Origin of the sequence: Muricoccus radiodurans (assembly GCF_050154705.1) — a bacterium.
In the GTDB taxonomy this organism is placed as follows: Bacteria; Pseudomonadota; Alphaproteobacteria; order Acetobacterales; family Acetobacteraceae; genus Roseomonas; species Roseomonas radiodurans.
In genome coordinates this window covers 3810723-3832668 of sequence record NZ_CP189561.1, presented here as the reverse complement: position 1 = coordinate 3832668, position 21946 = coordinate 3810723, and the positions used below count along the sequence as shown (strand labels likewise).

Here is a 21946-nt window from a genome sequence, read left to right as displayed (position 1 = left end):
GGAGGAAACGATGCGCTTCACCCGCCGCGGCCTGATGGCCGCCGGCGCCGCCCTGGCGGCCGTTCCCGCGCATGCCCAGGACTGGGCGCCGACCCGCCCGATCCGCTTCGTCGTTCCCTTCCCCGCCGGCGGCGCGACCGACGTCGTCGCGCGCGTGCTCGGGGACCGGATGAGCGAGCGCCTCGGCCAACCCGTGGTGGTCGAGAACCGCACCGGCTCCGGCGGCAACATCGGGGTGGAGAACGTCGTCCGCTCCGCGCCTGATGGCAGCGCCATCCTGATGGGCACCACCGGCACGCTGACGATCAACCAGCACCTCTATGCCAGCATGGGCTTCGACCCGGCGAAGGACCTCGTCCCCGTCTCCATGGCCTTCGCGACCGACCACGTGCTGATCGTGAACCCGGCCGTGCAGGCCCGCACGGCTCAGGAGTTCCTGGCCCTGCTGCGCGCCCAGCCCGGCCGCATCTCCTACGGCTCCGCCGGCTCCGGCTCCTCCACCCACATGGTGGCGGAGCTCTTCCGCCTGGCCGCCAACGTGGAGGTGACGCATGTCCCCTATCGCGGCAGCGCGCCGGCGCTGAACGACACGGTGGCGGGCAACGTGCAGTTCATGCTGGACCAGCTTCCCTCCGCCATCGGGCAGATCCAGGGTGGCCGCGTGCGCGCGCTGGCCACCGCCGGCCCGCGCCGCTCCGGCCTGCTGCCGGAGGTGCCGACGATGGCGGAGATCGGCCTGCCGAATGCGGAAGCGACGTCCTGGGGCGCCGTCATGGCGCCGGCCGGCACGCCGGCCCCGATCGTCGCGCGGCTGAACGCCGTGATCCGGGAGGCCCTGGCCGATCCGGCCATCCAGCAGCGCCTGACCGCGGCCGGTGCCGACGCGCTCTCCTCCACGCCGGAGGAGCTGCGGACAAAGATGACGCAGGAGATCGCCACCTGGGGCCGCGTGGTGCGGGAAGCCCGGATCACCGTGAACTGACGCGCGGTCGCGCGACGGACGCGACCATCCGCGCGCTGCCCGGCGGGGAGCGGTTCGTTCTATGGAACGGCCGTCCCCACCGGAGAACGTCCCGATGTCCCAGACCCTCGCGATCGAGCCCCGCCGCGCCGGCTTCTTCCGCCGCCTCGTGGCCGGCATCCTCGACACGGTCTTCATCTTCTTCGCCGCCGGCTTCGCGATCGGCGCCGCCACGGGCGGCTTGACGGAGGGCGGCTTCCGCCTCGAGGGCGGGTCGGCCTTCCTGCTCTTCGCCGCCGTCATCGCCTACTTCGTCGTCTTCTCCCGCTTCCTCGGCGGAACGCTCTTCCAGCGGCTCTTCCTGATCCGATAGGGCGCGCGGGCCAGGGTCAGCGGAGGTATCCGCCGATTCCCCGCCGCACCGCGTCGGCGCGTCCGGCGCGCGTCACCTCCCACAGGGGATTGTCCACGGCCAGGCGCTGTCCGCCGTCGCGCTGCACCGGGCGGATGACGGCGGTGCCGCTGCCGCGACTCTCCGCCCCGAACAGATCCAGCGGGATGCGGACATAGATCCCCTTGTCGAAGGACCCCTCCCCGAAGCGGGAGAAGGGCACGTTCGTCAGCGTCGCGAAGCCGCCCACCTCGATGCCGCTGTCGAAGCGCCGGCCGATCTCCACCGTCGCGCCCCAGTCGCCCGCGAGATACCGTCCGGCCCGGACGATGCCGTAGAGGTTCCACACCGGCAGGTCGGCGTAGAGCGACAGGTGCCCCGTGACCACGCCGTAGTCGCGGAAGCCGAACAGCCCGTCCGTCGCCCGCTGCTGCACGAGGTTCAGGTCCAGCCCGACCGCGAAGGGGGAATCCTGCGGGCGCCACAGCACCTCGGCCGAGACGCCGCCGAACATCGGCTCCAGCAGGCCGGCGGTCGTGCGGGCGAAGAGGTCCGGCGCCAGGTTCCACACCCGCTCCGCGTAGAGCGCGGGAATGGAGGTCTTCCCGTCCCGCGCGTAGAGCCCGAAGTCGCTGCGGACGTGCGGGAGCTGGCTGTCGGAGCGCGGGCTGTTGTCCAGGTTGCCGAACACCGCCTGCTGGATCGCGCCCGCCGCGCTGAACCCCGCGCCGAAATCCACCCGCACCCCGGCCGCCGCCGCGCCCTGGTAGCGGATCGTGCGCGTGGGATCGCCGAGCTGCAGGTTCAGCCGCGGCTCCAGGATCCAGTCCACGCGGGGGGAGGGGGCGGTGATCTCCCCCGCCCAGGACTCGCCGTCGGCGGGCAGGAGGGTCGTGGCGCCCCAGACCTCCTCCGGGCTGACGGCGCCGCGCGCGGCGCCCTCCAGCATGCCCCGGGGCACCAGCAGCTCCGCCGTCTCGGCCCCGGCCTGCCACCAGGAGACGCGCAGCATCTCCGCCGCGGCGGGCAGCAGGGCGTTGGTGGCGCGCAGCACGCGGGACGCGACCTGCGGCGCGGTGCGGAAGCGGCCCTCCGCCACGGCGATGCGGGCCTCCACCCCCTCCTCGGCATAGGCGAGCGGCCGGAACCCCGCCGTCTCCAGCGCGGCGAAGACCGCGGCCGCGCGCTCCCCCGCGTCCAGCGGCACGTCGCGGCGGGCGGGCAGGACGGGGATGGGGCGGATCGGCGGCGCGGTGGGCGGGCGGGCCGGGTCCATGCGGAAGGACAGGCGGAAGAGCAGGTCCGTGCCGTGCACGAAGTGCAGCCCGGCATCCACGTGCTCCCCCTGCCACTGCAGGCCGAGGTTGAAGGGGCTGCGCGCCTCCCCGCGCAGCGGGCCGCGGCGCACGGGATAGCCGCCGCGCTCGTCCCGCAGCGCGTCGCCGGAGAACTCGAATTTCGCGCGGAAGCCGTCCACCTCGCCCCAGGGCGTGGGTAGGGCCGGCAGGTCCAGCTCCACCCCGCCGAAGAGCGAGACCTCCCGCCCCCGGAAGAAGTCCAGGCGCAGCGTGCCGCCGCGCCCGACCTCGCGCGGGCGGGTGGCGAAGCCCTCCGCGAGGTTGACCAGTGGGTTGGTCAGATCACCCCGCGTCCCCAGCCGCCCGAAGCCGAGGCCGAGCGAGACGTCCACCCCATGCCAGCGGCGGGAGGCCACGATGTATTCGCCGCCATAGATCCCCGTGCCGATCAGGTCCTGCAGCCCGACCGCGAGGGCCGGGTTCCAGGGCCCCTCCTCCAGCAGGCGCAGCTTCACGTCGAAGGAGCGGTCGGTCGTGGTGCCCTGGCCGGCGGTGGCGTCCAGCCGCTCGGTCAGGCGGAAGGTTGCCTCCAGCCAGGGCAGGGCCTGGAAGTTGAGGAAGTAGAAGCGCCGCTGGTGGCGCAGCGCCGCCCCGGCCTCCAGCGTGCCGTCCTCCCGGAAGCGGGCGTTGCGCATCTCGATGAGCCCGGCGCCGCCGAAATCGCTGCCGGTGGCCGGCACCTCCTCGGCCAGGGCGGGCGCGGCCAGGAGCAGAAGGGCGAGCCAGAGGGCGCGCGACATGATGGCGGTGAACACACGCTCTCGTTTCCGTGATGGCATTGGACACGCGCTCGCCGCGAAGACAAGCCCCTTTCAGCGGGCAGAATGGGCGCATGGCGGAAAGGGCGAGCCCCCGTCGCGCGGCGGGGCGCGTGGACAGCCCTCCGGCCGGGCCGCAGGATCGCGGCCATGACCTTCTCCCTTCTCGGGCGCTGCGCCCGCACCGGGCAGATCGGCGCGGCCGGTGCCACCTCCAACATCGGGGTCGGGGCGCGCATCCAGCACATCGCGGCGGGGGTGGGCGCGGTGCTGACGCAGCACCGGACGGACCCGCGGCTCGGCCCGCGCGGCGTGGCCCTGCTGCGCAGCGGCTGCTCGGCGCGGGAGACGGTGGACGCGCTCGTCGCCTCCACCCCGCATCACGGCTGGCGGCAGCTGGCCGCGCTGGATGCCCGCGGCGGCACGGCGCATTTCCACGGGGCGCGGGTGAAGCCGGCGCACAACCACGCGCACGGCCGGGACTGCGTGGCGATCGGCAACATCCTGGCGAATGACGGCGTGCCGGCCGCCATGGTCGCGGCCTTCGCCGCCGATCCGGGCGCCCCTCTGGCCGACCGCCTGCTCGCCGCCCTGGCCGCCGGCGAGGCGGCGGGCGGGGAGCACGGTCCCGTCGTCTCCGCCGTGCTCGAGGTCCACGGTGCCCACGACTTCCCGCTGGCCGACCTGCGCGTGGACCGGGCGAAGGACCCCATCGCGGAACTGGCCGGGCTGTGGCGCGACTACGCCCCGCAGGTGGAGGAGTTCATCCTGCGCGCCACCGATCCGGACCGGGCCCGGGGCGGGTAGCGCCTGGAGCGGCCGGGCGCCATCATCGCCCGGACCGGCCCCGCCCCGAAGAGCGGCGCCGAGACCCGATCCGCCCGGACCGGCGAGCCGGAGCGGCGGATCGGAGCGGGCAACAGCGACCTGGACCCCCGGACGCCGGAGACCGCCGGCCCGAGATCGGTCCGGACCGGAGGAACCATGTCCATCACCCGCCCGACCGGGCGTCGCGCCCTGCTCGTGGCCGCGGCGCTGATCCCCGTGACGGCCCGCGCCCAGGCCCCGGCCGGCGGCGCACCGCGACCGCGCTTCCAGAGCCTGTCCGTCTTCGTCCCCGCCAATCCCGGCGGCGGCTGGGACGGGCTGGGCCGGGCGGTGGAGCAGGCGGCGCGGACCGCCGGCCTCGTCGGCAGCTTTCAGTTCGAGAATGTCGGCGGCGCCGGGGGCACGGTGGGCCTGCCGCGCTTCCTGAACACGCGGCGCGGGCGGTCGGACGCGCTGCTGGTCTCGGGCGCGGCGATGGTCGGGGCGACGCTGACCAACCGCACCCCGGTCTCCCTGAATGACTGCGTGCCGATCGCGCGGATGACCGACGAATCCGCGGTCATCGTGGTGCCGGCCGACAGCGCCTTCCGCACCATCGGGGACCTCGTCGCGGCGCTGCGGGCCGATGCGCGCGCGGTGCCGGTCGCGGGCGGCGGCGTCGGCACCACGGACCACGTGGCCTTCGCGCTGATGCTGCGGGCGCTCGGCAAGTCGGTGCGGGACGCCTCCTTCGTCGCCTTCCCCGGCGGCGGCCCGGCACAGGCGGCGGTGATCGGCGGGCAGGTGAAGGCGGGCATCGCCGGCTGGTCCGAATTCTCGGAGCAGGCGCGGGCCGGGCGCGTGCGGCTGCTGGCCACCACCGGGGAACGCCGCGTGGACCCCGCGGTGCCGACGCTGCGGGAGAGCGGGCTGGACGTGGTCTCCACCAACTGGCGCGGGCTGTTCGGGCCGCCGGGCCTGACCCCCGCCGCGCGGACGGCGCTGATGGAGTTCGCGACCGAGCTGCACGCGAGCGCGCCCTGGCAGGCGATCCTGGCCGAGCGCGGCTGGGACGACTCCTTCCTGACCGGCGAGGCGTTCGAGGCCTTCCTGGCCCGGGACCGCGCCGATACGGAGACGGTGCTGAAGGAACTGGGACTGGCCTGACGGGGGAAAGGCTGGGGGAGGGAACTCCCCCAGACCCCCTCCTTTTTCTGTCAGGCTGCCGCGGAAGGGCGGCCGGTGGTCGGCTTGAACCGGTCCCGACCCGCCTCCTATCGTCCCTCTCCTCGCACCGGGAGCCCGCCATGGATCGCCGCGCCTTCACGACCGAGGCCGCGCTGGGCCTCGGCACCGCGCTCCTCGCCGCCGGTGCGGAGGCGCAGCCCGCGCCGCGCCCGCCGCTCGGCGGCGCCATCACCGACGTCCCCGGCATCCAGGTCGGCCACTTCACCGACCCGCGCCGCCCCACCGGCTGCACCGTGATCCTGACCGAAGACGGCGCGACCGCCGGCGTGGACGTGCGCGGCGCCGCCCCCGGCACGCGGGAGACGGACCTGCTGGACCCCTCGAACCTTGTCTCCCAGGTGCACGCGATCCTGCTCTCCGGCGGGTCCGCCTTCGGGCTGGATGCGGCGGGCGGCGTGACGCGCTGGCTGGAGGAGAAGGGCATCGGCTTCCCCGCCGGCCCCGCCCGCGTGCCGATCGTGCCGGCCGCGATCCTCTTCGATCTCTCGGTGGGCGATCACCGCATCCGCCCGGACGCCGCGGCCGGCCACGCCGCCTGCGCGGCGGCCTCCACCGCCGCGCCGGAGGAGGGATCCGTCGGTGCAGGCGCGGGTGCCACGGTGGGGAAGCTCTACGGCCTGTCCCGGGCGATGAAGGGCGGGATCGGCACGGCGGCGGTGAAGGTCGGCGGGATTACCGTGGGCGCCATCATCGCCGTCAACGCCGTGGGCGACGTGATCGACCCCGCGACCGGCCAAGTCGTCGCGGGCGCGCGGGACCCGGAGGGCCGCCGCCCCATGGGCACGACGGCCGCGATCCTGCGCGGGGAGCTGCCGCCCTCCATGCAGGCCGGCATGGCGACCACCATCGGCGCGATCGCGACCGACGCCACGCTGACCAAGGCCCAGTGCCGCCGCCTGGCCGGGGCCGCCCATGACGGGCTGGCACGGGCCATCGACCCCATCCACACCATGTCCGATGGCGACACGGTCTTCGCCCTGGCCACCGGCAAGAGCGGCCTGCCCGGGAACATGGCCGCCCTCGGCGCGATCGTGCCCCATGTCGTCGCGGCCGCCGTACTGCGCGCGGTCCGCGCGGCCCGCGGGATCAGCGGTCCGGGACTGCCCTCGGTGCCGGCGGTATCCGAACTCGGGTAGCGCCGGCGGCCCCGCCGCGGCGATCAGCGCCGCGTGATGTCTTCTGCCCCTTGCCGCGCCGTGGCGGTCCGGCGGGCGCTCCTTCCCGCCGCAGGGCGCGGCGCCGTGCCGCCCGCCCGGGTCCGGGCGGAGGCCTCTTCGGTGGCCAGCCAGACCCGGTCGCAGGCAGCGGTCAGCCGGATGACGGCCGCGGCGGGAAGGCGGTCCGAGCCAGCTTCTCTCCCGTCCCCCAGGCACTCGGCCAGGCAGGCATCGAGCTCCGGTGCGGCGCCCACGGCCAGGCCCAGCGCGGCGAGGTCGGAGGAGGGCGGCCACTCCTCCGCCGCGAGGTAGCGGTTCGAGGCCTCGAGCGGCACGAGGGCCGCGTCTGGAACCCGCACGGCCAGGAAGCGCGTGGCGTAGGGCGGCTGGTGGTCCGGATCCACCACCGTGAAGCTCAGCATCATGCCGGCCAGCACGCTGGCCGGTGGGGTCGGGCGGAACAGCGTCATGTAGATCGGCGCCAGGCCCGGCACCGCGGCGTGCAGCTCCAGGCACGGCGTCTGCCCGTACATCCGCACCGTCCCATCCGCCCGCGCCATGCCGCCGGCAATGGCCTGGGCATAGCGGGCGACCGGCGCCCCGCCCCGCGCGCCTGCCAGCCCGAAGGTCAGCGAGCCGCGGATGATCCGGCCACGGAAATAGGGCGACTGCGCGTGGGAGAAGCAGGCGAAGCCGCCCTGCAGGGCGCCGGTGCCGCGGACGGGCGGCCCGGGCCGCTCCGTTCCCGCCCCGGGGCCGTCCACCGGCACCGCCACGGGGCCGTGGCGTTCGGTGATCCAGCGCCGGAAAACCTCCGGGCTGCAGGCGAGCAGCTCCGCCGCGGAGCGGCCGAGGTCGAGCAGGGCGGCCCATTCCTCGAAGACCTTCGCCGAGCGCGGCAGCGTGCGGCCCTGGATCCACTTGTAGGACCGGGCGAGGTCGAAGGCGCTGTCCGGATGGGCGCGGTGGAAGGCGAGCGCGAGTTCCTTCTGGCTCGTGCAGCCCAGCGCCGCTGCGGTCAGGCGCAGCTTCTCCGCGAAGCCGTGCGCCTGGACCTTCGGCTGAAGGCTCACGCGGCCGCCTGACCGGGCGCGCTCCGGAGGAGCGCTCGCCGTTCGCACCCCTTCACGCAGGGCATGTCCGGTTCTTTGTCCTGGATTGTCCGGGACAATCATGGGGGCTTCTGGTCCACGGCGCCAACCGCCATTCCCGGCCCGGAACGCCGGCGCTACCGGCCCGGCGGCCAGGGGACGACAGGAGCCGGCCATGACCGTCGTGGTGATCTGGAACAACAACCTTGCGGGGAGCCAGACCTATGTCGGGCACTCCTCCATGCTCATCGGCAAGACCTGGAGCCGCACGAAGCCGAGCTATGTCAGCTACTGGCCGGAGAACGGCGCCGGGCTCTTCGACTCCGAGAACTCCCTTGTCGCGAGGAACTTCCTCAAGGACCTGGAGTTCGAGGGCTATGCGCCGGACCACGTGATCCAGATCCATGACCTGAACACGGCACTGATGCAGGCCGAGTGGGACCTGATCCGGCTCAAGCAGAACGGCCACTACCAGATGGTGCGGAAGAACTGCTCGACCGTCGTCGCGCGAGTGCTGAAAAAGGGCGCGAAGATCGGCTCCTACTTCAAGCGCCACAACGCCATCTGGACGCCCCTGAAGGTCAAGCGCCTGGCGTTCGAGATGCTCGGCGAGGAGAAGGGCTGGGCCTGGATGCTCAACGAGGCGCGGATGGACGGTCTGATCACGGCGACGGAGGCGACCATGCTAGCGAACCTCCGGAAGCGCGACGACCGGCACGGCCAGGCCTCCGGCACCGCCTCCTACTATGCGAACGGGCAGGCGATCGCTCCGAAGCAGACCTTCATGTCCAGCGGGAACGGCCAGCGCCCGGGGTTCCAGATCGGTGCGGCGCCGGGTCGGGCGGCGTGGTACGCCGATGGCGGGAACCTGTATGGCGGCCAGATCGTCCCCTCCCCCACGGGGATGGATTTCCAGCGGGACTGACGCGGGCCGCCCGGGCAGGGGCCTGTCCGGGGAGGAGCTAGGCCACCGACCCCGGATCGCAGTTCCCGCCGCAGACCAGCACGCCGACCCGCGCGCCCGGCGGCGGCGTCCAGGCGCCGCAGAGGAGGGCGGCCAGGGCCGTCGCACCGCCGGGTTCGGCCACCACGCGGCAGGCGTTCCACAGGCGGCGCTGGGCGTCGCGGATGGCCTCGTCGGGGACGAGGACCGAGTCCCGGATCGCGTCCCGCGCCACGGCGAACATCAGCCCGCCGACGCGCCGCGCCCCGAGGCTGTCCGCCGCCAGCCCGCCGACCGGGGCGTCCACCGGCGTGCCGGCGCGCAGAGCGCTGTGCAGGGTGGGGCAGCCCTCCGGCTCCACGCCGATGACGGCGGTCGTGCTGCCCGCCCACCAGGCCGCCATGCCGCCGATCAGGCCGCCGCCGCCGCAGGCGACCAGGGCGTGGGTCAGGTCCGGCGCGTCCTCCCCGAACTCCAGGGCAGTGGTGCCCTGGCCGGCGAGGGTTTCCGGCTGGTCATAGGCGTGGACGGAGACGGCGCCGGTCTCGGCCTGGCGGGCCTGGCTCGCGGCCAGGGCCTCGGCATAGGTGGCGCCGCCCTGGACAACGACGGCGCCGGTCTCGCGGATGCGGGCCACCTTCGCGGGGGTCGTCAGCTCCGGCACGAAGATCTCCGCCCGCAGGCCGAGCGCCCGGGCAGCGTGCGCCACGGCCGCCCCGTGATTTCCGCCGGAGGCCGCGATCACCCCGGCCGCTCCGGCGTTGGATTGCAGCAGCGCGTTGAAGGCGCCGCGCGCCTTGAAGGAGCCGCTGACCTGGGTCTGCTCCAGCTTCAGGACCACGTCGCAGGGGGTGCCGAGCGCGGCGGCCGGCAGCGCGAGAAGCGGCGTGCGGCGGACATGCGGCGCGATCCGCGCGGCGGCGGCCCGGATGTCGGCGGGGGAGATGGCCCAGGCGGCGGGAGGCGGAGCGTCCATGCCCTGCCTTTGCGCGATCCCCGGCCGCCTGTCCAACCGCCGCCCCGGGCGGCCCTTCCGGCAGGATTAAATCTCTGCCAGGGTCCGGCCACTTTGGGGGAATTTGCGAACCAGCCGATGCTGCAACATGGCAGCTGCGCCGCGCGGGACGGCGCCGGCGTGCTCCTGCTGGGCCCGCCCGGGTCCGGCAAGTCCGACCTTGTCCTGCGCCTGACCGGCGCGGGCTGGCGGCTGGTGGCCGATGACCAGGTGCTGCTGCGGGCGGAGGGCGACGCTGTCCGCGCCGCGGCGCCGGAGCGGCTGCGCGGGATGATCGAGGTGCGCGGCCTCGGCATCCTGGAGGGATTCGAGGCGGAGCCGGAGACCGCGCTGTCGCTGGTGGTGGACTGCGTGCCGCGCGCCGACGTGCCGCGCCTGCCGCGGCCGGCGCGCTGGGAGGCGCTGGGCCGTTCCCTGCCGCGGATCGCCCTGCACGCGACCGAGGCCTCGGCGCCGCGCAAGATCGCTCTCGCCCTGGATGCGCTGGCCGGGCGCGTGACCCTCCGCGCGGGCGCGCTGGAGGCGGCGCCGTGAGCGCCCCGCGGCCCGCCATCCTCGTCACCGGCCTTTCCGGCGCCGGCAAGTCCACCGTGCTCCGCACGCTGGAGGATCTGGGCCACGAGACGGTGGATAACCCGCCCCTGTCGGTGCTGGGCGACCTGCTGAGCGAGGCGGGCGACGCCCCGCTGGCCATCGGGGTGGACGCCCGCACCCGCGGCTTCGATGCGGAGCTGCTGCGGGCCGGCATGGAGGCGCTGCACGCCCGTGGCGCCCAGGTGGAGCTGGTCTTCGTCACGGCCGACCCGGAGGTGCTGGCCCGCCGCTTCTCCGAGACGCGGCGCCGGCACCCGCTGGCGCCCGGCGGCGCGCTGGGGGCGAGCGTCGCGGACGGCATCGCGCGGGAAGAGGCGTTGATGGCGCCGCTGCGGGGGGAGGCGGACTGGCTGCTGGACACCTCCGCCCTGGCGCTGCCGGCGCTGCGCCAGATGATCGAGCGGCGCTACGGCGCCGGCGGTGCGGCCGGCCTCTCGGTGGCGGTGCAGTCCTTCGCCTATCCGCGCGGCCTGCCGCGGGAGGCGGACCTCGTCTTCGACCTGCGCTTCCTGCGGAACCCGCATTACGACCCGGCGCTGCGGCCGCTGACGGGGCGCGACGCGCCGGTGGCCGCCTTCATCGCCTCCGATCCCGCCTGGGAACCCTTCTGGGGGCGCATGACGGCCCTGCTGGACCCGCTCTGGACGGCCTATGCGGCGGGGGGCAAGAAGTACCTCACCGTCGCGCTCGGCTGCACCGGCGGGAAGCATCGATCCGTGCTCGCGGCCGAGCGTCTGGCGACCCATCTGACCCGGAACGGCTGGCCGGTGGACCTGACCCACCGGGAGCTGGGAATCCGGGAGACCCGTCTCCCCGCGGCCCCTGCCGCACCCCATATAACCGCCCCCGAGATGACCACCCCCACTCCGGCCGCGCGCCCCGCGGCCCCGAATCCTCATCCCCCCGAACCCCCGCAAGCGACCCGCCCGCCCTGCCAGGCCGCCCTGCGCGAGGCCGTGTCGGACACGCCATGATCGGCATGGTCCTGGTCACCCACGGTCACCTCGCGGAGGAGCTTCGCCTCGCGATGGAGCACGTGGTGGGGCCGCAGAAGCACGTCCGCACCGTCTGCATCGGCCCGGATGACGCGCTGGAGACCCGGCGCGCCGACATCCGCCACGCCGTGGACGAGGTGGAGCAGGGCGACGGCGTCGTGGTGCTGACCGACATGTTCGGCGGCACGCCGTCGAACCTCGCCACCTCCATGCAGGACCCCGTGGTGAACGGGGCGGAGCGGCATGTCGAGGTGATCGCCGGGGTGAACCTGCCGCTGCTGGTGAAGCTGGCCCGCGTGCGCGGAACCCAGCCGCTGTCCGAGGCGGTGGAGTACGCGGTGAACGCGGGACGGAAATACATGGCGACCGCGACCACCCTGCGGGGCGAGGCGCTGGCCGCGAATGGAGGAAAGCGCTGAGATGAGCTGGCTCGGTCAGGTGGAACGGGCGGCCGCACCGATGGAGGCCTGCGTGGACAAACCCGCCAGCGACCCGATGGTGCTCCGCCGCAGCATCGTGATCCGCAACTCCCGCGGGCTGCACGCGCGCGCCGCGGCGAAGCTGGTGAACGTGGCGGAGAAGCACTGTTCCTGCGTCTCGGTCTCGCATGACGGGCAGAAGGTGCCGGCCTGCTCCATTATGGGGCTGATGATGCTCGGCGCCGGCAAGGGCAGCACCGTGGTGGTCGAGGCCGAGGGCTTCGACGCGCGTGAGGCGCTGGACGAGGTGGCCGGCCTGATCGAGGCCGGCTTCCACGAGGAGTAGCCGGCCGGGGGCCCGGCGCCCCCGGCGGGACTGAGGGACGTCAACGAGGCGGCGGACGGCGCCGCGGGGCCAGAGGAGGACGGATGAAGACCGACGCGCCCGCCTCCAAGGCCGCCGACGGCCGGCCGGACGGGAAGCCCGCGGACAGCAAGGCGCTCGCCACCGCCGAGGCGAAGCGGCCCGCCCGCCGCACGCGGGAGCTGGCGATCAAGGGGCTCCCGATCTCCCCGGGCGTCGCGATCGGCACCCTGTATGATACCGCGGAGGCGCCGGCGGCCGCGCCGCGCCGTCAGATCACGGCGGACCAGGTGGAGCCGGAGCGCGCCCGCCTGACGGCCGCCGTCGCCACGTCCCGCAAGCAGGTGGCGAAGCTGAAGTCGCGGCTGGCCATCCTGCCGGAGGAGGCGCAGGAGGAGCTGGAGCCGCTGCTCGACGCCTACTCCATGATGCTCGGCGAATCCCGCCTCATCCGGAACGCGCGCAAGCGGATCGAGGCGGAGCTGCTGGCCGCCGAGACGGCGGTGGAGGACGAGGCGACGGCCATCGCCGACGCCATCCTGGCCGCGAAGGACGACGACAAGGCCGGGCTCCGCCGCCGCGCCGGCGAGGTGCACGAGATCGCCCGGCGCCTGACCCGCAACCTCACGCAATCCGGCTTCCGGTCGTTCAAGGACGTGCCGGAGGGCTCGATCCTGGTCGCCGAGGAACTGACGCCGGCCGACGCCGCGCTGCTCGATCCCTCCCGCATCGCCGGCGTCGCGACGGAGGAGGGCGGCGCGGACGGCCACACCGCCATCATGCTCCGCGCGCTGGGCATCCCGAGCGTGCTCGGCCTGACGGACCTGACCAACTCCTTCTCCCGCGGGGACGCGGCGGTGCTGGATGGCGGCGCCGGGACGATCGTCCTGCGTCCGGGGCCGGAGGCGCTGGCCCAGGGCCGCGAGGCGATGGTCGCCTACGCGAAGGAGCGCACGCGCCTCGGCAAGCTGCGCCGCCTGCCCGCCGTCACCACGGACGGGGAGGAGATGGAGCTCCAGGCGAATCTGGAGATCCCGGCGGAGCTGCCCCTGATCGCCCAGGCGGGCGCGCAGGGCATCGGGCTGCTGCGCACCGAGTTCCTCTTCATGAACCGGCGCGAGGTGCCGGACGAGGACGCCCATTTCGAGGCCTATCGCCAGATCGTGGAGGGCACGGACGGGGCAGGCGTCACGATCCGCGTGCTCGACTGGGGCGGCGAGAAGGACATGGAGGCGCTGGGCGAGGGCGTCGCGCCGCTGCACACCGGCCCGAACCCCGCGCTCGGCCTGCGGGGCATCCGGATGCTGCTGAAGCGGCCGGAGCTGCTGGAGGTGCAGTTCGCCGCCATCCTGCGCGTCGCCGCCCAGGGCCCGGTGCGGGTGCTGCTGCCGATGGTGACGGTGCCGGAGGAGGTGCGCGCGGCCCGCGAGGTCTATGAGCGCGTCGCCCGCCGCGTTCGCCGCCGCGGCGTCCACCTGCCGGAGAAGCTGCCGCCGCTGGGCGCCATGATCGAGACGCCGGGCGCCGCCCTGGCGGCCGATGCCATCGCGCTGGAGGCCGACTTCTTCGCGATCGGGACGAACGATCTGGCAATGTACACGCTGGCGGTGGACCGGGCGGAGGCGGAGGTCTCCCACCTCTATGATCCGCTGCACCCGGCCGTGCTGCGCCTGATCCAGTTCGCGACCGAGGCGGCGCTACGCCTGCGGATGCCGGTGAGCGTCTGCGGGGAGATGGCGGGGAACGCCCGGCTGGTGCCGCTGCTGATGGGGCTGGGCCTGCGCAGCCTGTCCATGAACGCGAGCGCCATCCCGCGCGTGAAGCAGATGGTGCGCGCGCTGAACGTGGACGACTGCGCCCGCTTCGCCCGCCGGGTGATGGAGCAGTCCGACCCCAAGCGCATCCAGGAGCTGGTGATGGGCTTCACGCCGGGGGCGGAGCGGGGCTAGGGCCGCGCGCGGACCGGGCGGAGCTTCCCGTCCGGTGCCGCCAGCCAATCTCAGTTCCCGCGGGCTGCCAGGGCGGTGCGGCGCGGGGCATGGCGGGCGGCCAGGAGCCCGGCGCCCACTGCCCCGGCCAGGGCCAGCGCCGCGAGACCGAGGCGCGTGCGTTGCAGCGGCCGCAGCACCTCCGTCACCCTCCGCCGCACCGCGACCGACCAGCCGAGGCCGGGATGGCCGCTGACCGAGCGGGTCCGGGCCGTGGCCGTCAGCCAGTCCGGTCCCACCACCCAGCCGCGGGCCGGCGCGTTCACCAGCAGGGCGGGATCGGGGGCGGCGGCCAGCTCCGGCCCGCCGCCGAGGATCACCTTGCCGTCCACGTCCACCACCAGCAGCTCGGGATCCGGGTCGGGCTGGCCGGCCAGCACGATCTCGCGCTGCCCCACCGCCCAGTTCCAGTCTATGTGCAGGGTCACGACGCCGAGCATCGTGCCGCCGGGGGCGAGCACCGGCACGGCGGCGTCCACGAACTGGATCGGGGCGGCGTTCATCGTCGGCCGGCGTTCCCGCAGCAGCCGGTCGAGCATCTGGGCGGGGTGGATGTCGCCGAGGAAGGGGCCCTCCACCCCGCCGCGGAAGATCGGGCGGTGGGCGATGTTGCGACCCTCGAGCAGCCCCTCGGTCGCGGCCTGCACCGTGCCGTCCGGTCGCACGATGCCGACCCAGGTCAGTTCCGGGGCGCGCTGCTGCAGGGCATCCAGCACCTCCCGGCCCTGTCCCAAGGCATCCTCGGGCGTGGCCAGGGCGGCGCGGAGGGTGGGATTGGCGGCCAGGCGACGCGCCTCGGTGAGCCAGCGGCCGAGGCCCTCCTCCAGGCGCTCGGCCATGGCGGTGGCCGGGACGCGCAGCCGCGCGCCCTCATCGGCCAGGAGGCGGTCCCGCTCGCGCGCGAGGTGCCAGGAGGCGCCGCTGCCCAGGAGGGCGAGGGTGACGCTCGCCGCGAGCAGGCCGCGCGCGAGTCCGCCGTGGCGGCGATGTGGGAGCATGGGGAGCCCTGACCGGGAAGGAGCGGGCTCAAGGATGCGTGAAGGGGCTTAATCCCGGGTGAAGCGAGGAGCGTCACGCGACGGATATGACATAAAGATATCCTGATATCGTTCTTATCGCTTGGACATGCCCCACCCTCCGTGATACGCGACCGGCCGTTCCGGAGACCCGACCCATGCCCGACGCCCTGCCCCCGAAGACCGACTACGTCGTCGCCGACCTTTCCCTCGCGGCCTGGGGGCGCAAGGAGATCGACCTCGCCGAGGACGAGATGCCCGGGCTGATGGCGACGCGCCGGGAATACGGGAACAGCCAGCCGCTGAAGGGCGCCCGGATCGCCGGCTGCCTGCACATGACGATCCAGACGGCGGTGCTGATCGAGACGCTGAAGGCGCTCGGTGCCGATGTCCGCTGGTCGTCCTGCAACATCTTCTCCACCCAGGACCACGCCGCGGCCGCGATCGCCGCCTCCGGCACGCCGGTCTTCGCGGTGAAGGGCGAGAGCCTGAAGGACTACTGGGACTATGTCCGCCGCACCCTGGAATGGGCCGATGGCGGCGAGCCGAACCTGCTGCTGGACGATGGCGGCGACATGACGCTGCTGGTCCACTACGGCCTGCGCGCGGAGCAGGGCAGCACCGCCTTCCTCGACTCCCCCACGAACGAGGAGGAGGAGGTCTTCTACGCCCTGATCAAGAAGACGCTGACCGAGAAGCCGGGCTGGTTCGCCAAGCTCGCGGAGGCCATCAAGGGCGTGTCCGAGGAGACGACGACGGGCGTCCACCGCCTCTACACCATGGCCAAGGAGGGCAAGCTGCTCTTCCCCGCCATCAACGTGAATGACAGCGTCACGAAGTCGAAGTTCGACAACCTCTATGGCTGCCGGGAATCCCTGGTGGACGCCATCCGGCGCGGCACGGACCTGATGCTGGCGGGCAAGGTGGCCTGCGTGGCGGGCTTCGGCGACGTGGGCAAGGGCTCCGCCGCGTCGCTGAAGAACGCCGGCTGCCGCGTGATGGTGACCGAGGTGGACCCGATCTGCGCGCTGCAGGCCGCGATGGAGGGCTACGAGGTCGTGACGATGGAGGACGCCGCCCCGCGCGCCGACATCTTCGTCACCGCCACGGGCAACGTGGACGTCATCACGATCGAGCACATGCGCGCCATGAAGAACCGCGCGGTCGTGTCCAACATCGGCCACTTCGACAGCGAGATCCAGGTGGCGGCGCTGCGCAACCTGAAGTGGACGAACATCAAGCCGCAGGTGGACGAGATCCAGTTCCCCGACGGCAAGCGCATCATCCTGCTGTCCGAGGGGCGGCTGGTGAACCTGGGCAACGCGATGGGCCACCCGTCCTTCGTCATGTCCGCGTCCTTCACCAACCAGACGCTGGCGCAGATCGAGCTGTGGACGAACGGCAACGCCTACGGCAAGCAGGTCTACACCCTGCCGAAGCACCTGGATGAGAAGGTGGCCTTCCTGCACCTGGAGAAGGTGGGCGCGAAGCTGACGCAGCTCTCGGACAAGCAGGCCGCCTATATCGGCGTACCGCAGGCCGGTCCCTTCAAGGCGGAGCAGTACCGCTACTAAGACAGGCCGCCCCGGGGCGGGGCATCCCGCCCTGAACTCCGGCCCTCAACTCCGGCCCTTGCGCCCGGCGGCGCGAGGGCCGAAACGCCTGATGTGAATCCATCCCTCCAGGATCGCGGGGACGGCGTTTCCTTCGTCGTCCCCGTCTTCGACAAGGCGGCGCACCTGCCCGCGCTCTGCGCGACGCTGCGGGCGCAGCGGGGCGACTTCCCGCGCGAATACGTCTTCGTGGATGACGGGTCGCGGGACGATTCCCTGGCCCAGCTCCGCTTCCTGACGGCGGCCTGGCCCAGCACGGTGATCCTGACGCAGCCGAATGGCGGCTCGGCCGCGGCGACCAATGCGGGACTCTTCGCCGCCACCATGCCCTACGTGAAGTTCGTGGATGCGGACGACCTGCTGCACCCGGACTGCACGATCCGCCTGCTGGACGCGCTGCGCGGAAGCGATGCCGGCCTTGCCTTCTGCGCGCGGGAGGAGTTCCGGCCGGGCGAGACGCCCGTGACGGACGCGCCGGTGCCGGCCACCACGCCGGAACGGCTGGACGATGCGCTTCCCCGCGTCCTCCGCAACTCCCTGTTCAACCCGACGCAGATCCTCGTCAGGACCGCGCTGGCGCAGGAGGTCGGGGGCTGCGACCGGCGCGTGGTGCACAGCCAGGAATACGGGCTGGCGCTGCGGATGGCGCACCGGGCGCCCTTCATCCGGCTGGCGGAGCGGTTGTGCTTCCACCTGGTGGACCAGCCCGACACGCTCTCCACGCGGCGGGACAAGCAGTTGGCGCGGGTGACGCTGGCCGTGTCCTGCTTCCTGGCGGACCATCCCGACCTCGCCGCCTCGATCGTGCGCCTGGCGCAGCGGCGGGCCGCGTCCCGCGCCTTCCGCTTCCGGCGCCGCAACCCGGACGGGCGGTCCATCGCGCCCCATCTCTGGCGCGCGATCCGGGCGCGCTGGCCGATGCGGGACCCGGCCGGGTTCGTGCGGCTCTGCGCCGCCAGCATCGCGGAACTGCCAGTGCCGCCGAAGGACCTCATCTGAATGTGCGGCATCGCCGGCATCCATGATCCCTCGCACTGCCTCTCGCCGGAGGAACGGCGCGCGGCGGTGGCCCGGATGTCCGCGTGCCTCGCGCATCGCGGGCCGGACGATGACGGCATCTTCGCCGATGACACGGCCGGGATCGCGCTGGGCTTCCGGCGACTGGCGATCATGGACCTCAGCGCCGCCGGCGCGCAGCCGATGCGGAGCCACGACGGGCGCTGCGTGATCGCCTACAACGGCGAGATCTACAACCACGCCGCGCTGCGCGAGGCACTGCCGCGGAACTGGCGCGGCCACAGCGACACCGAGCCGCTGCTGGAGCACCTGTCCCAGCACGGGCCGGCCGGCACGCTGCCGAGGCTCGACGGGATGTTCGCCCTCGCCTTCTGGGACGGCGACGCGCGGACCCTGACGCTGGCGCGCGACCGGATGGGGGAGAAGCCGCTCTACTGGACGGCGGCGGGCGGGGTGCTGGCCTTCGCGAGCGAGCTGAAGGCACTGGCTTCCCTGCCCTGGCTGGAGCGGCGGCCGGACCGCGCCGCGCTGTCGCTCTTCCTGCGGCACGGCTTCATCACGGCGCCGCACACGGCGTGGGACGGCATCTTCCGGCTTCCCGCCGCGCACAGCCTGACCGCCGGGCCGCATGGAATCGGGGCGCCGGTGGCCTATTGGGACTCCGCCGTTCAGCCAGCGCCCTTCGCGGGCACGGCCGAGGAAGCAGAGGAACGTCTGGACGCGCTGCTGCGCGAGGCCGCGTCCAGCCGGCGGGAATCCGACGTGCCGCTGGGCGTGCTGCTGTCCGGCGGGTTGGATTCATCGGCGGTGACGGCGGCGCTCTGCGCGTCCGGTCCCGCGCCGCGCTCCTTCGCCATCGCCTTTCCCGGCACGCGGTACGACGAGGCGCCGCACGCCGCCGCCATCGCACGGCATCTCGGCACGGATCACCTGGAAATCCCGGTCACGGAGGCCGAGGCCGTGGCCGCCATGCCGGAACTGCCGGGGATCTGGGACGAGCCCTTCGCCGATCCCTCCGCCATCCCGACGCTGCTGCTCTGCCGCGCCGTGCGGCCGCACGTGACCGTCGCGCTGGGCGGCGACGGCGGGGACGAGCTCTTCGCCGGCTATCCCCGCCACTGGCGCGCGGCGGCGCATCGGCCGCAACGTCTGGCGGCGCTGGGGCGGCACCTGCCGGCGCCGCGCGGGGCGCGCACCGCCCGCATCGCGCGGCGCCTCGCCCTGGCCGCCGATCCCGATCCGGCAACGGACCACCGGGCGGCGCTGTCGCTCTGGCACGCCTCGGACCGGGTGTTTCCGGAGACCCCGCCGCGGACGCTGCTGGACGATCCGGCCGCGCGGCCACCCGGTCTCTCGCCGCGCCGGCTGTCCCTGTGGCTCGACGCCCGCACCTACCTGCCGGAGGACCTGCTGACGAAGGTGGACCGCGCGGCGATGTCGGCCTCGCTGGAGGTAAGGGCGCCGATGCTGTCCAACGACCTCGTCGCCTTCGCCGCCTCCCTGCCCGAAGCGATGCTCACGGATGGTACGCGCGGAAAGCTCATCCTGCGCCGCGTCCTGGCCCGCCACGTCCCGCCCGCGCTCTTCGAGCGGCCGAAGCAGGGTTTCGAGCCGCCGCTGGCCGCCTGGCTGCGGGGCGGCCTGCGCGACTGGGCGGCGGCGCTGCTGGACCCGGCCCGGCTGGCGCGGGGCGGATTGATCGCGAACGTCCCGCTCGTCACCGCGATGTGGCGGGAGCACACGGCCGGTCGTCGGAACCACGCCTATCGTCTCTGGGCCGTGCTGATGCTGGCCGCCTGGGCGGAGCGGGAGCGCTTGTGACTCCGAGGGAAGGCTCCGCCTTCCCTCGGGCTCCCATCCGCCAGGAGGCTAGCCTCCTGGACCTCGCTTAACGCCTTCGGCAGGGACGGGGCCAAGCCCCCTCCCTGCCGCAGGCATGAAATGGGTTCCAAGGGGCTAGCCCCTTGGCGGAAAGGGGTCTGGGGAAAGGCAGCGCCTTCCCCCAGGGGCCAGACGCGCTACCCCTTCCGCACCGAGGGCGCCCGGGGCCAGCGCGGCTGGCTGTAGAGCGTCGCGCCCTCCGTCCCCGGCGGCCAGCCGCCGGACGCCAGGCCGACGTTGCGGACCGAGGGGTGGGCGGCGACGAAGTCCTCGTGGATGTCCACGCCCAGGCCGGGGGTGTCGGGGACGGTCAGGTGGCCGTCGCGCAGCTCCGGCTCGATGGTGACGGTCTGGCCGCGGCCGGGCCAGTCGGGGTCCATCTTCTCCAGGATGAGGGCGTTGGGAATGGCGGCCAGCAGGTGAATGGCCGCGAACTCCGCCACGGGGCCGAGCGAGCCGGCGTGGGGCGCGACGGTGGCGAAGCGGGCTTCGGCCACGGCGGCGATCTTGCGCAACCCGGTCAAGCCGCCGGCGCGGGCGGTGTCGGGCTGGGCGACGTCGATCAGGCCCTCGTTCAGCAGCGGCGCGACGCCCCAGAGGCCGCCGTGGCGCTCCCCGGACGCGAGCGGGACGTTCGTCATGCGGCGGACGCGGCGGTAGCCGTCCAGGTCTTCGGGCGCGACCGGTTCCTCCACGAAGAGGGGAGAAAGCGGGGCGAGCTCGTTGCAGTACGCGATGGCGTCGGGGGCCTGGAGCCAGGGCGGGCCGTGCAGGTCGATCATCAGGTCGATGTCGGCGCCGACGGCGTCGCGGATGGCGTGGGCCTTCTCCACCGGGTTCTTCACGCCGCCGGTCTTCAGGGCGGTGTGGCCGCGGGCGACCGCCGCGCGGGCGGCATCGGGGGTGGAGGCGTGGGCATAGGCCCGCACGCGGTCGCGCACCTTGCCGCCGAGGAGCTGCCAGACGGGGACGCCCAGCGCCTTTCCCTTGATGTCCCACAGCGCCATGTCGATGGCGCCGATCGCGCCCTGGCCGACGACGCCGGAATTGCCGTGGCCCATGATGGCGACATGCATCTTCTGCCATAGGCGCTCGATGGCGAAGGCGTCCTCTCCCACCACGACGTTCGCCAGGTCCTGCACGGCGGTGTCCACCACCCGGGGCCAGCCGCTGCCCTCGCCGATGCCGGTGATGCCGCAATCGGTCTCCACCTTCACGAAGAGCCAGTTGCGCGTGACCGTGACGATGGAGGTCTTCACGTCGCCCCAGGCGGAGGCGCCCAGCGGCCCCGCCTGCATGAGGAAGGTGCGGATGCCCGTGATCCGCGGATTGCTGCTGCTCATAGGATACGGATTCCTGCCTCGCGGATGATGGTGGACCAGCGCTCCAGCTCGGAGAGGTAGAAGGCCTGGAAGGCGGCGGGGCTCTCGCTCGGCACCGGGTCTATGGCGATGCGGCGCAGGGCGTCCTGCACCGCCGCGCCGCGGACCACGGTGGCCAGGGCGTCGTGCAGGCGGTTCAGGATCGGTTCCGGCGTGCCGGGGCGGACCATCAGCCCGTGCCAGGACTGGAAGAGCACGTCGGGCCCGTAGCCCAGCGTCGTGATCGGCGGCACGTCGGGCATCGCCGCGATCGGCGTGGATTGCAGCGTGGTGAGGATGCGGAGCTGCCCCGCCGCCTTCATGTCGAGGTGGTAGGGCGCCACCGGCTCGAACATCGCGGCCGTGTCGCCGGCGACCAGGGCCTGGGTGGCCGGGCTGCCGCCGCGGAAGACGACGTGCTCGTACTTGATGCCCGTGGCGCGCGCGAGCAACGCGACGCCCAGGTGGGACGAGGTGCCGACGCCGCCGGAGCCGAAGGGGATCTCCGTCCGCTGGCCGGTGCGCACGAGGTCGGCCAGCGTCTCGAAACCCGACTTCATGCTGGCGAGCAGGACGACGGGCAGGGCGCTGATCCGCCCGACCATCTGCAGATCCGTCCGGGCGTCGTAGCCGACATTCATCATGGCGGGGTTGGTCGCCAGGTGGATCGCCGCGAAGCCGAGCGTGTGCCCGTCCGCCGGGGCACGCAGCATCGCCTGGGTGGCGAGGTTGCCGCCGGCGCCGGGCCGGTTCTCCACGGTCACGACCTGGCCGAGCACCGGGCCGAGTTCCCGCGCGACGAGGCGGGCGACGTAGTCGATGCTGCCGCCCGGTGCGAAGCCGGCGATCAGCGTCAGCGGGCGGTCGGGCCGCCACGCCTCCTGGCCGCGCGCGGCCAGGGGCCAGAGGGCGGGCAGGGCCAGCGCCCCCCGCCGCGTGATGCCCGTCATGTTCGTTTCCTCCCCCTGT

General features: G+C 73.6%; 20 protein-coding genes. 14 read left to right on the top strand and 6 right to left on the bottom strand.

The genetic code is table 11. The features are described from left to right. The first annotated feature begins 10 nt into the window (after window positions 1–10). The gene (locus tag ACP6CK_RS18050) at window positions 11–982 is read left to right on the top strand and encodes a Bug family tripartite tricarboxylate transporter substrate binding protein (protein ID WP_426954687.1); all 972 of its coding nucleotides are present in this window, start codon (window positions 11–13) and stop codon (window positions 980–982) included. A 94-nt stretch (window positions 983–1076) separates the two neighbouring features. Further along, complete coding sequence (locus ACP6CK_RS18045) at window positions 1077–1334, top strand: RDD family protein (RefSeq protein ID WP_426954686.1); 258 nt, start codon at window positions 1077–1079, stop codon at window positions 1332–1334. A gap of 16 nt (window positions 1335–1350) precedes the next feature. Here ACP6CK_RS18045 and ACP6CK_RS18040 read toward each other — a convergent pair whose 3' ends face one another. After that, on the bottom strand, window positions 1351–3465 hold the full coding sequence (locus tag ACP6CK_RS18040; protein WP_426954685.1) for a YjbH domain-containing protein: 2115 nt from the start codon (window positions 3463–3465) through the stop codon (window positions 1351–1353). A gap of 153 nt (window positions 3466–3618) precedes the next feature. Here ACP6CK_RS18040 and ACP6CK_RS18035 point away from each other — a divergent pair, with 153 nt between their 5' ends. The 3 genes from ACP6CK_RS18035 to ACP6CK_RS18025 all read left to right on the top strand — a co-directional run bounded on the left by ACP6CK_RS18035 (window position 3619) and on the right by ACP6CK_RS18025 (window position 6659). Next, entirely contained in the window at window positions 3619–4275 is a 657-nt protein-coding gene (locus tag ACP6CK_RS18035; protein WP_426954684.1) for a DUF1028 domain-containing protein, read from the top strand. Window positions 4276–4452: 177 nt separating this feature from the next. Next, entirely contained in the window at window positions 4453–5442 is a 990-nt protein-coding gene (locus ACP6CK_RS18030; RefSeq protein WP_426954683.1) for a Bug family tripartite tricarboxylate transporter substrate binding protein, read from the top strand. Window positions 5443–5582: 140 nt separating this feature from the next. Beyond that, window positions 5583–6659 carry a P1 family peptidase gene (locus ACP6CK_RS18025; RefSeq protein WP_426954682.1) on the top strand — a complete coding sequence of 359 codons (1077 nt, stop codon included), beginning with the start codon at window positions 5583–5585 and terminating at the stop codon, window positions 6657–6659. Between the two features lie 23 nt (window positions 6660–6682). On the opposite strand, the gene ACP6CK_RS18020 is transcribed toward ACP6CK_RS18025, so the two are convergent. Beyond that, a complete protein-coding gene (locus ACP6CK_RS18020; RefSeq protein ID WP_426954681.1) occupies window positions 6683–7753 on the bottom strand; it encodes a hypothetical protein in 1071 nt (356 codons plus the stop codon). Between the two features lie 193 nt (window positions 7754–7946). Between ACP6CK_RS18020 and ACP6CK_RS18015 the strand changes: the two genes are divergently transcribed. Continuing rightward, window positions 7947–8696, top strand: coding sequence for a hypothetical protein (locus ACP6CK_RS18015; RefSeq protein WP_426954680.1), 750 nt, complete (start codon window positions 7947–7949; stop codon window positions 8694–8696). Window positions 8697–8733: 37 nt separating this feature from the next. Here the strand turns inward: ACP6CK_RS18015 and ACP6CK_RS18010 are convergent, their stop codons facing one another. Further along, window positions 8734–9690: a threonine/serine dehydratase gene (locus ACP6CK_RS18010; RefSeq protein ID WP_426954679.1), complete on the bottom strand. Its 957-nt coding sequence runs from the start codon at window positions 9688–9690 to the stop codon at window positions 8734–8736. A gap of 117 nt (window positions 9691–9807) precedes the next feature. On the opposite strand from ACP6CK_RS18010, the gene ACP6CK_RS18005 reads away from it, so the two are divergent. From ACP6CK_RS18005 to ptsP, 5 genes are all read left to right on the top strand, one after another. Further along, on the top strand, window positions 9808–10263 hold the full coding sequence (locus ACP6CK_RS18005; RefSeq protein WP_426954678.1) for an HPr kinase/phosphorylase: 456 nt from the start codon (window positions 9808–9810) through the stop codon (window positions 10261–10263). Next, on the top strand, window positions 10260–11297 hold the full coding sequence (rapZ, locus tag ACP6CK_RS18000; RefSeq protein WP_426954677.1) for an RNase adapter RapZ: 1038 nt from the start codon (window positions 10260–10262) through the stop codon (window positions 11295–11297). Before ACP6CK_RS18005 ends, rapZ begins: the two co-directional genes overlap by 4 nt. Then, the gene (locus ACP6CK_RS17995; RefSeq protein ID WP_426954676.1) at window positions 11294–11737 is read left to right on the top strand and encodes a PTS sugar transporter subunit IIA; all 444 of its coding nucleotides are present in this window, start codon (window positions 11294–11296) and stop codon (window positions 11735–11737) included. Before rapZ ends, ACP6CK_RS17995 begins: the two co-directional genes overlap by 4 nt. 40 nt (window positions 11738–11777) lie before the next feature. Next, entirely contained in the window at window positions 11778–12083 is a 306-nt protein-coding gene (locus tag ACP6CK_RS17990) for an HPr family phosphocarrier protein (protein WP_426959943.1), read from the top strand. Between the two features lie 83 nt (window positions 12084–12166). Beyond that, window positions 12167–14050, top strand: coding sequence for a phosphoenolpyruvate--protein phosphotransferase (ptsP, locus tag ACP6CK_RS17985; protein WP_426954675.1), 1884 nt, complete (start codon window positions 12167–12169; stop codon window positions 14048–14050). 50 nt (window positions 14051–14100) lie between these two features. Here ptsP and ACP6CK_RS17980 read toward each other — a convergent pair whose 3' ends face one another. Next, window positions 14101–15087, bottom strand: a complete 987-nt coding sequence (locus ACP6CK_RS17980; protein ID WP_426954674.1) for a hypothetical protein — start codon at window positions 15085–15087, stop codon at window positions 14101–14103. Between the two features lie 176 nt (window positions 15088–15263). Between ACP6CK_RS17980 and ahcY the strand changes: the two genes are divergently transcribed. The 3 genes from ahcY to asnB all read left to right on the top strand — a co-directional run bounded on the left by ahcY (window position 15264) and on the right by asnB (window position 19556). Beyond that, the gene (ahcY, locus tag ACP6CK_RS17975; protein WP_426954673.1) at window positions 15264–16679 is read left to right on the top strand and encodes an adenosylhomocysteinase; all 1416 of its coding nucleotides are present in this window, start codon (window positions 15264–15266) and stop codon (window positions 16677–16679) included. A 93-nt stretch (window positions 16680–16772) separates the two neighbouring features. Next, the gene (locus ACP6CK_RS17970) at window positions 16773–17717 is read left to right on the top strand and encodes a glycosyltransferase family 2 protein (protein ID WP_426954672.1); all 945 of its coding nucleotides are present in this window, start codon (window positions 16773–16775) and stop codon (window positions 17715–17717) included. After that, window positions 17718–19556: an asparagine synthase (glutamine-hydrolyzing) gene (gene asnB / locus ACP6CK_RS17965; RefSeq protein WP_426954671.1), complete on the top strand. Its 1839-nt coding sequence runs from the start codon at window positions 17718–17720 to the stop codon at window positions 19554–19556. It abuts the gene before it with no gap. Between the two features lie 197 nt (window positions 19557–19753). Here the strand turns inward: asnB and ACP6CK_RS17960 are convergent, their stop codons facing one another. Further along, the gene (locus ACP6CK_RS17960) at window positions 19754–20959 is read right to left on the bottom strand and encodes a mandelate racemase/muconate lactonizing enzyme family protein (RefSeq protein ID WP_426954670.1); all 1206 of its coding nucleotides are present in this window, start codon (window positions 20957–20959) and stop codon (window positions 19754–19756) included. Beyond that, window positions 20956–21927, bottom strand: a complete 972-nt coding sequence (locus tag ACP6CK_RS17955; RefSeq protein ID WP_426954669.1) for a Bug family tripartite tricarboxylate transporter substrate binding protein — start codon at window positions 21925–21927, stop codon at window positions 20956–20958. Before ACP6CK_RS17955 ends, ACP6CK_RS17960 begins: the two co-directional genes overlap by 4 nt. Window positions 21928–21946: the final 19 nt, after the last annotated feature.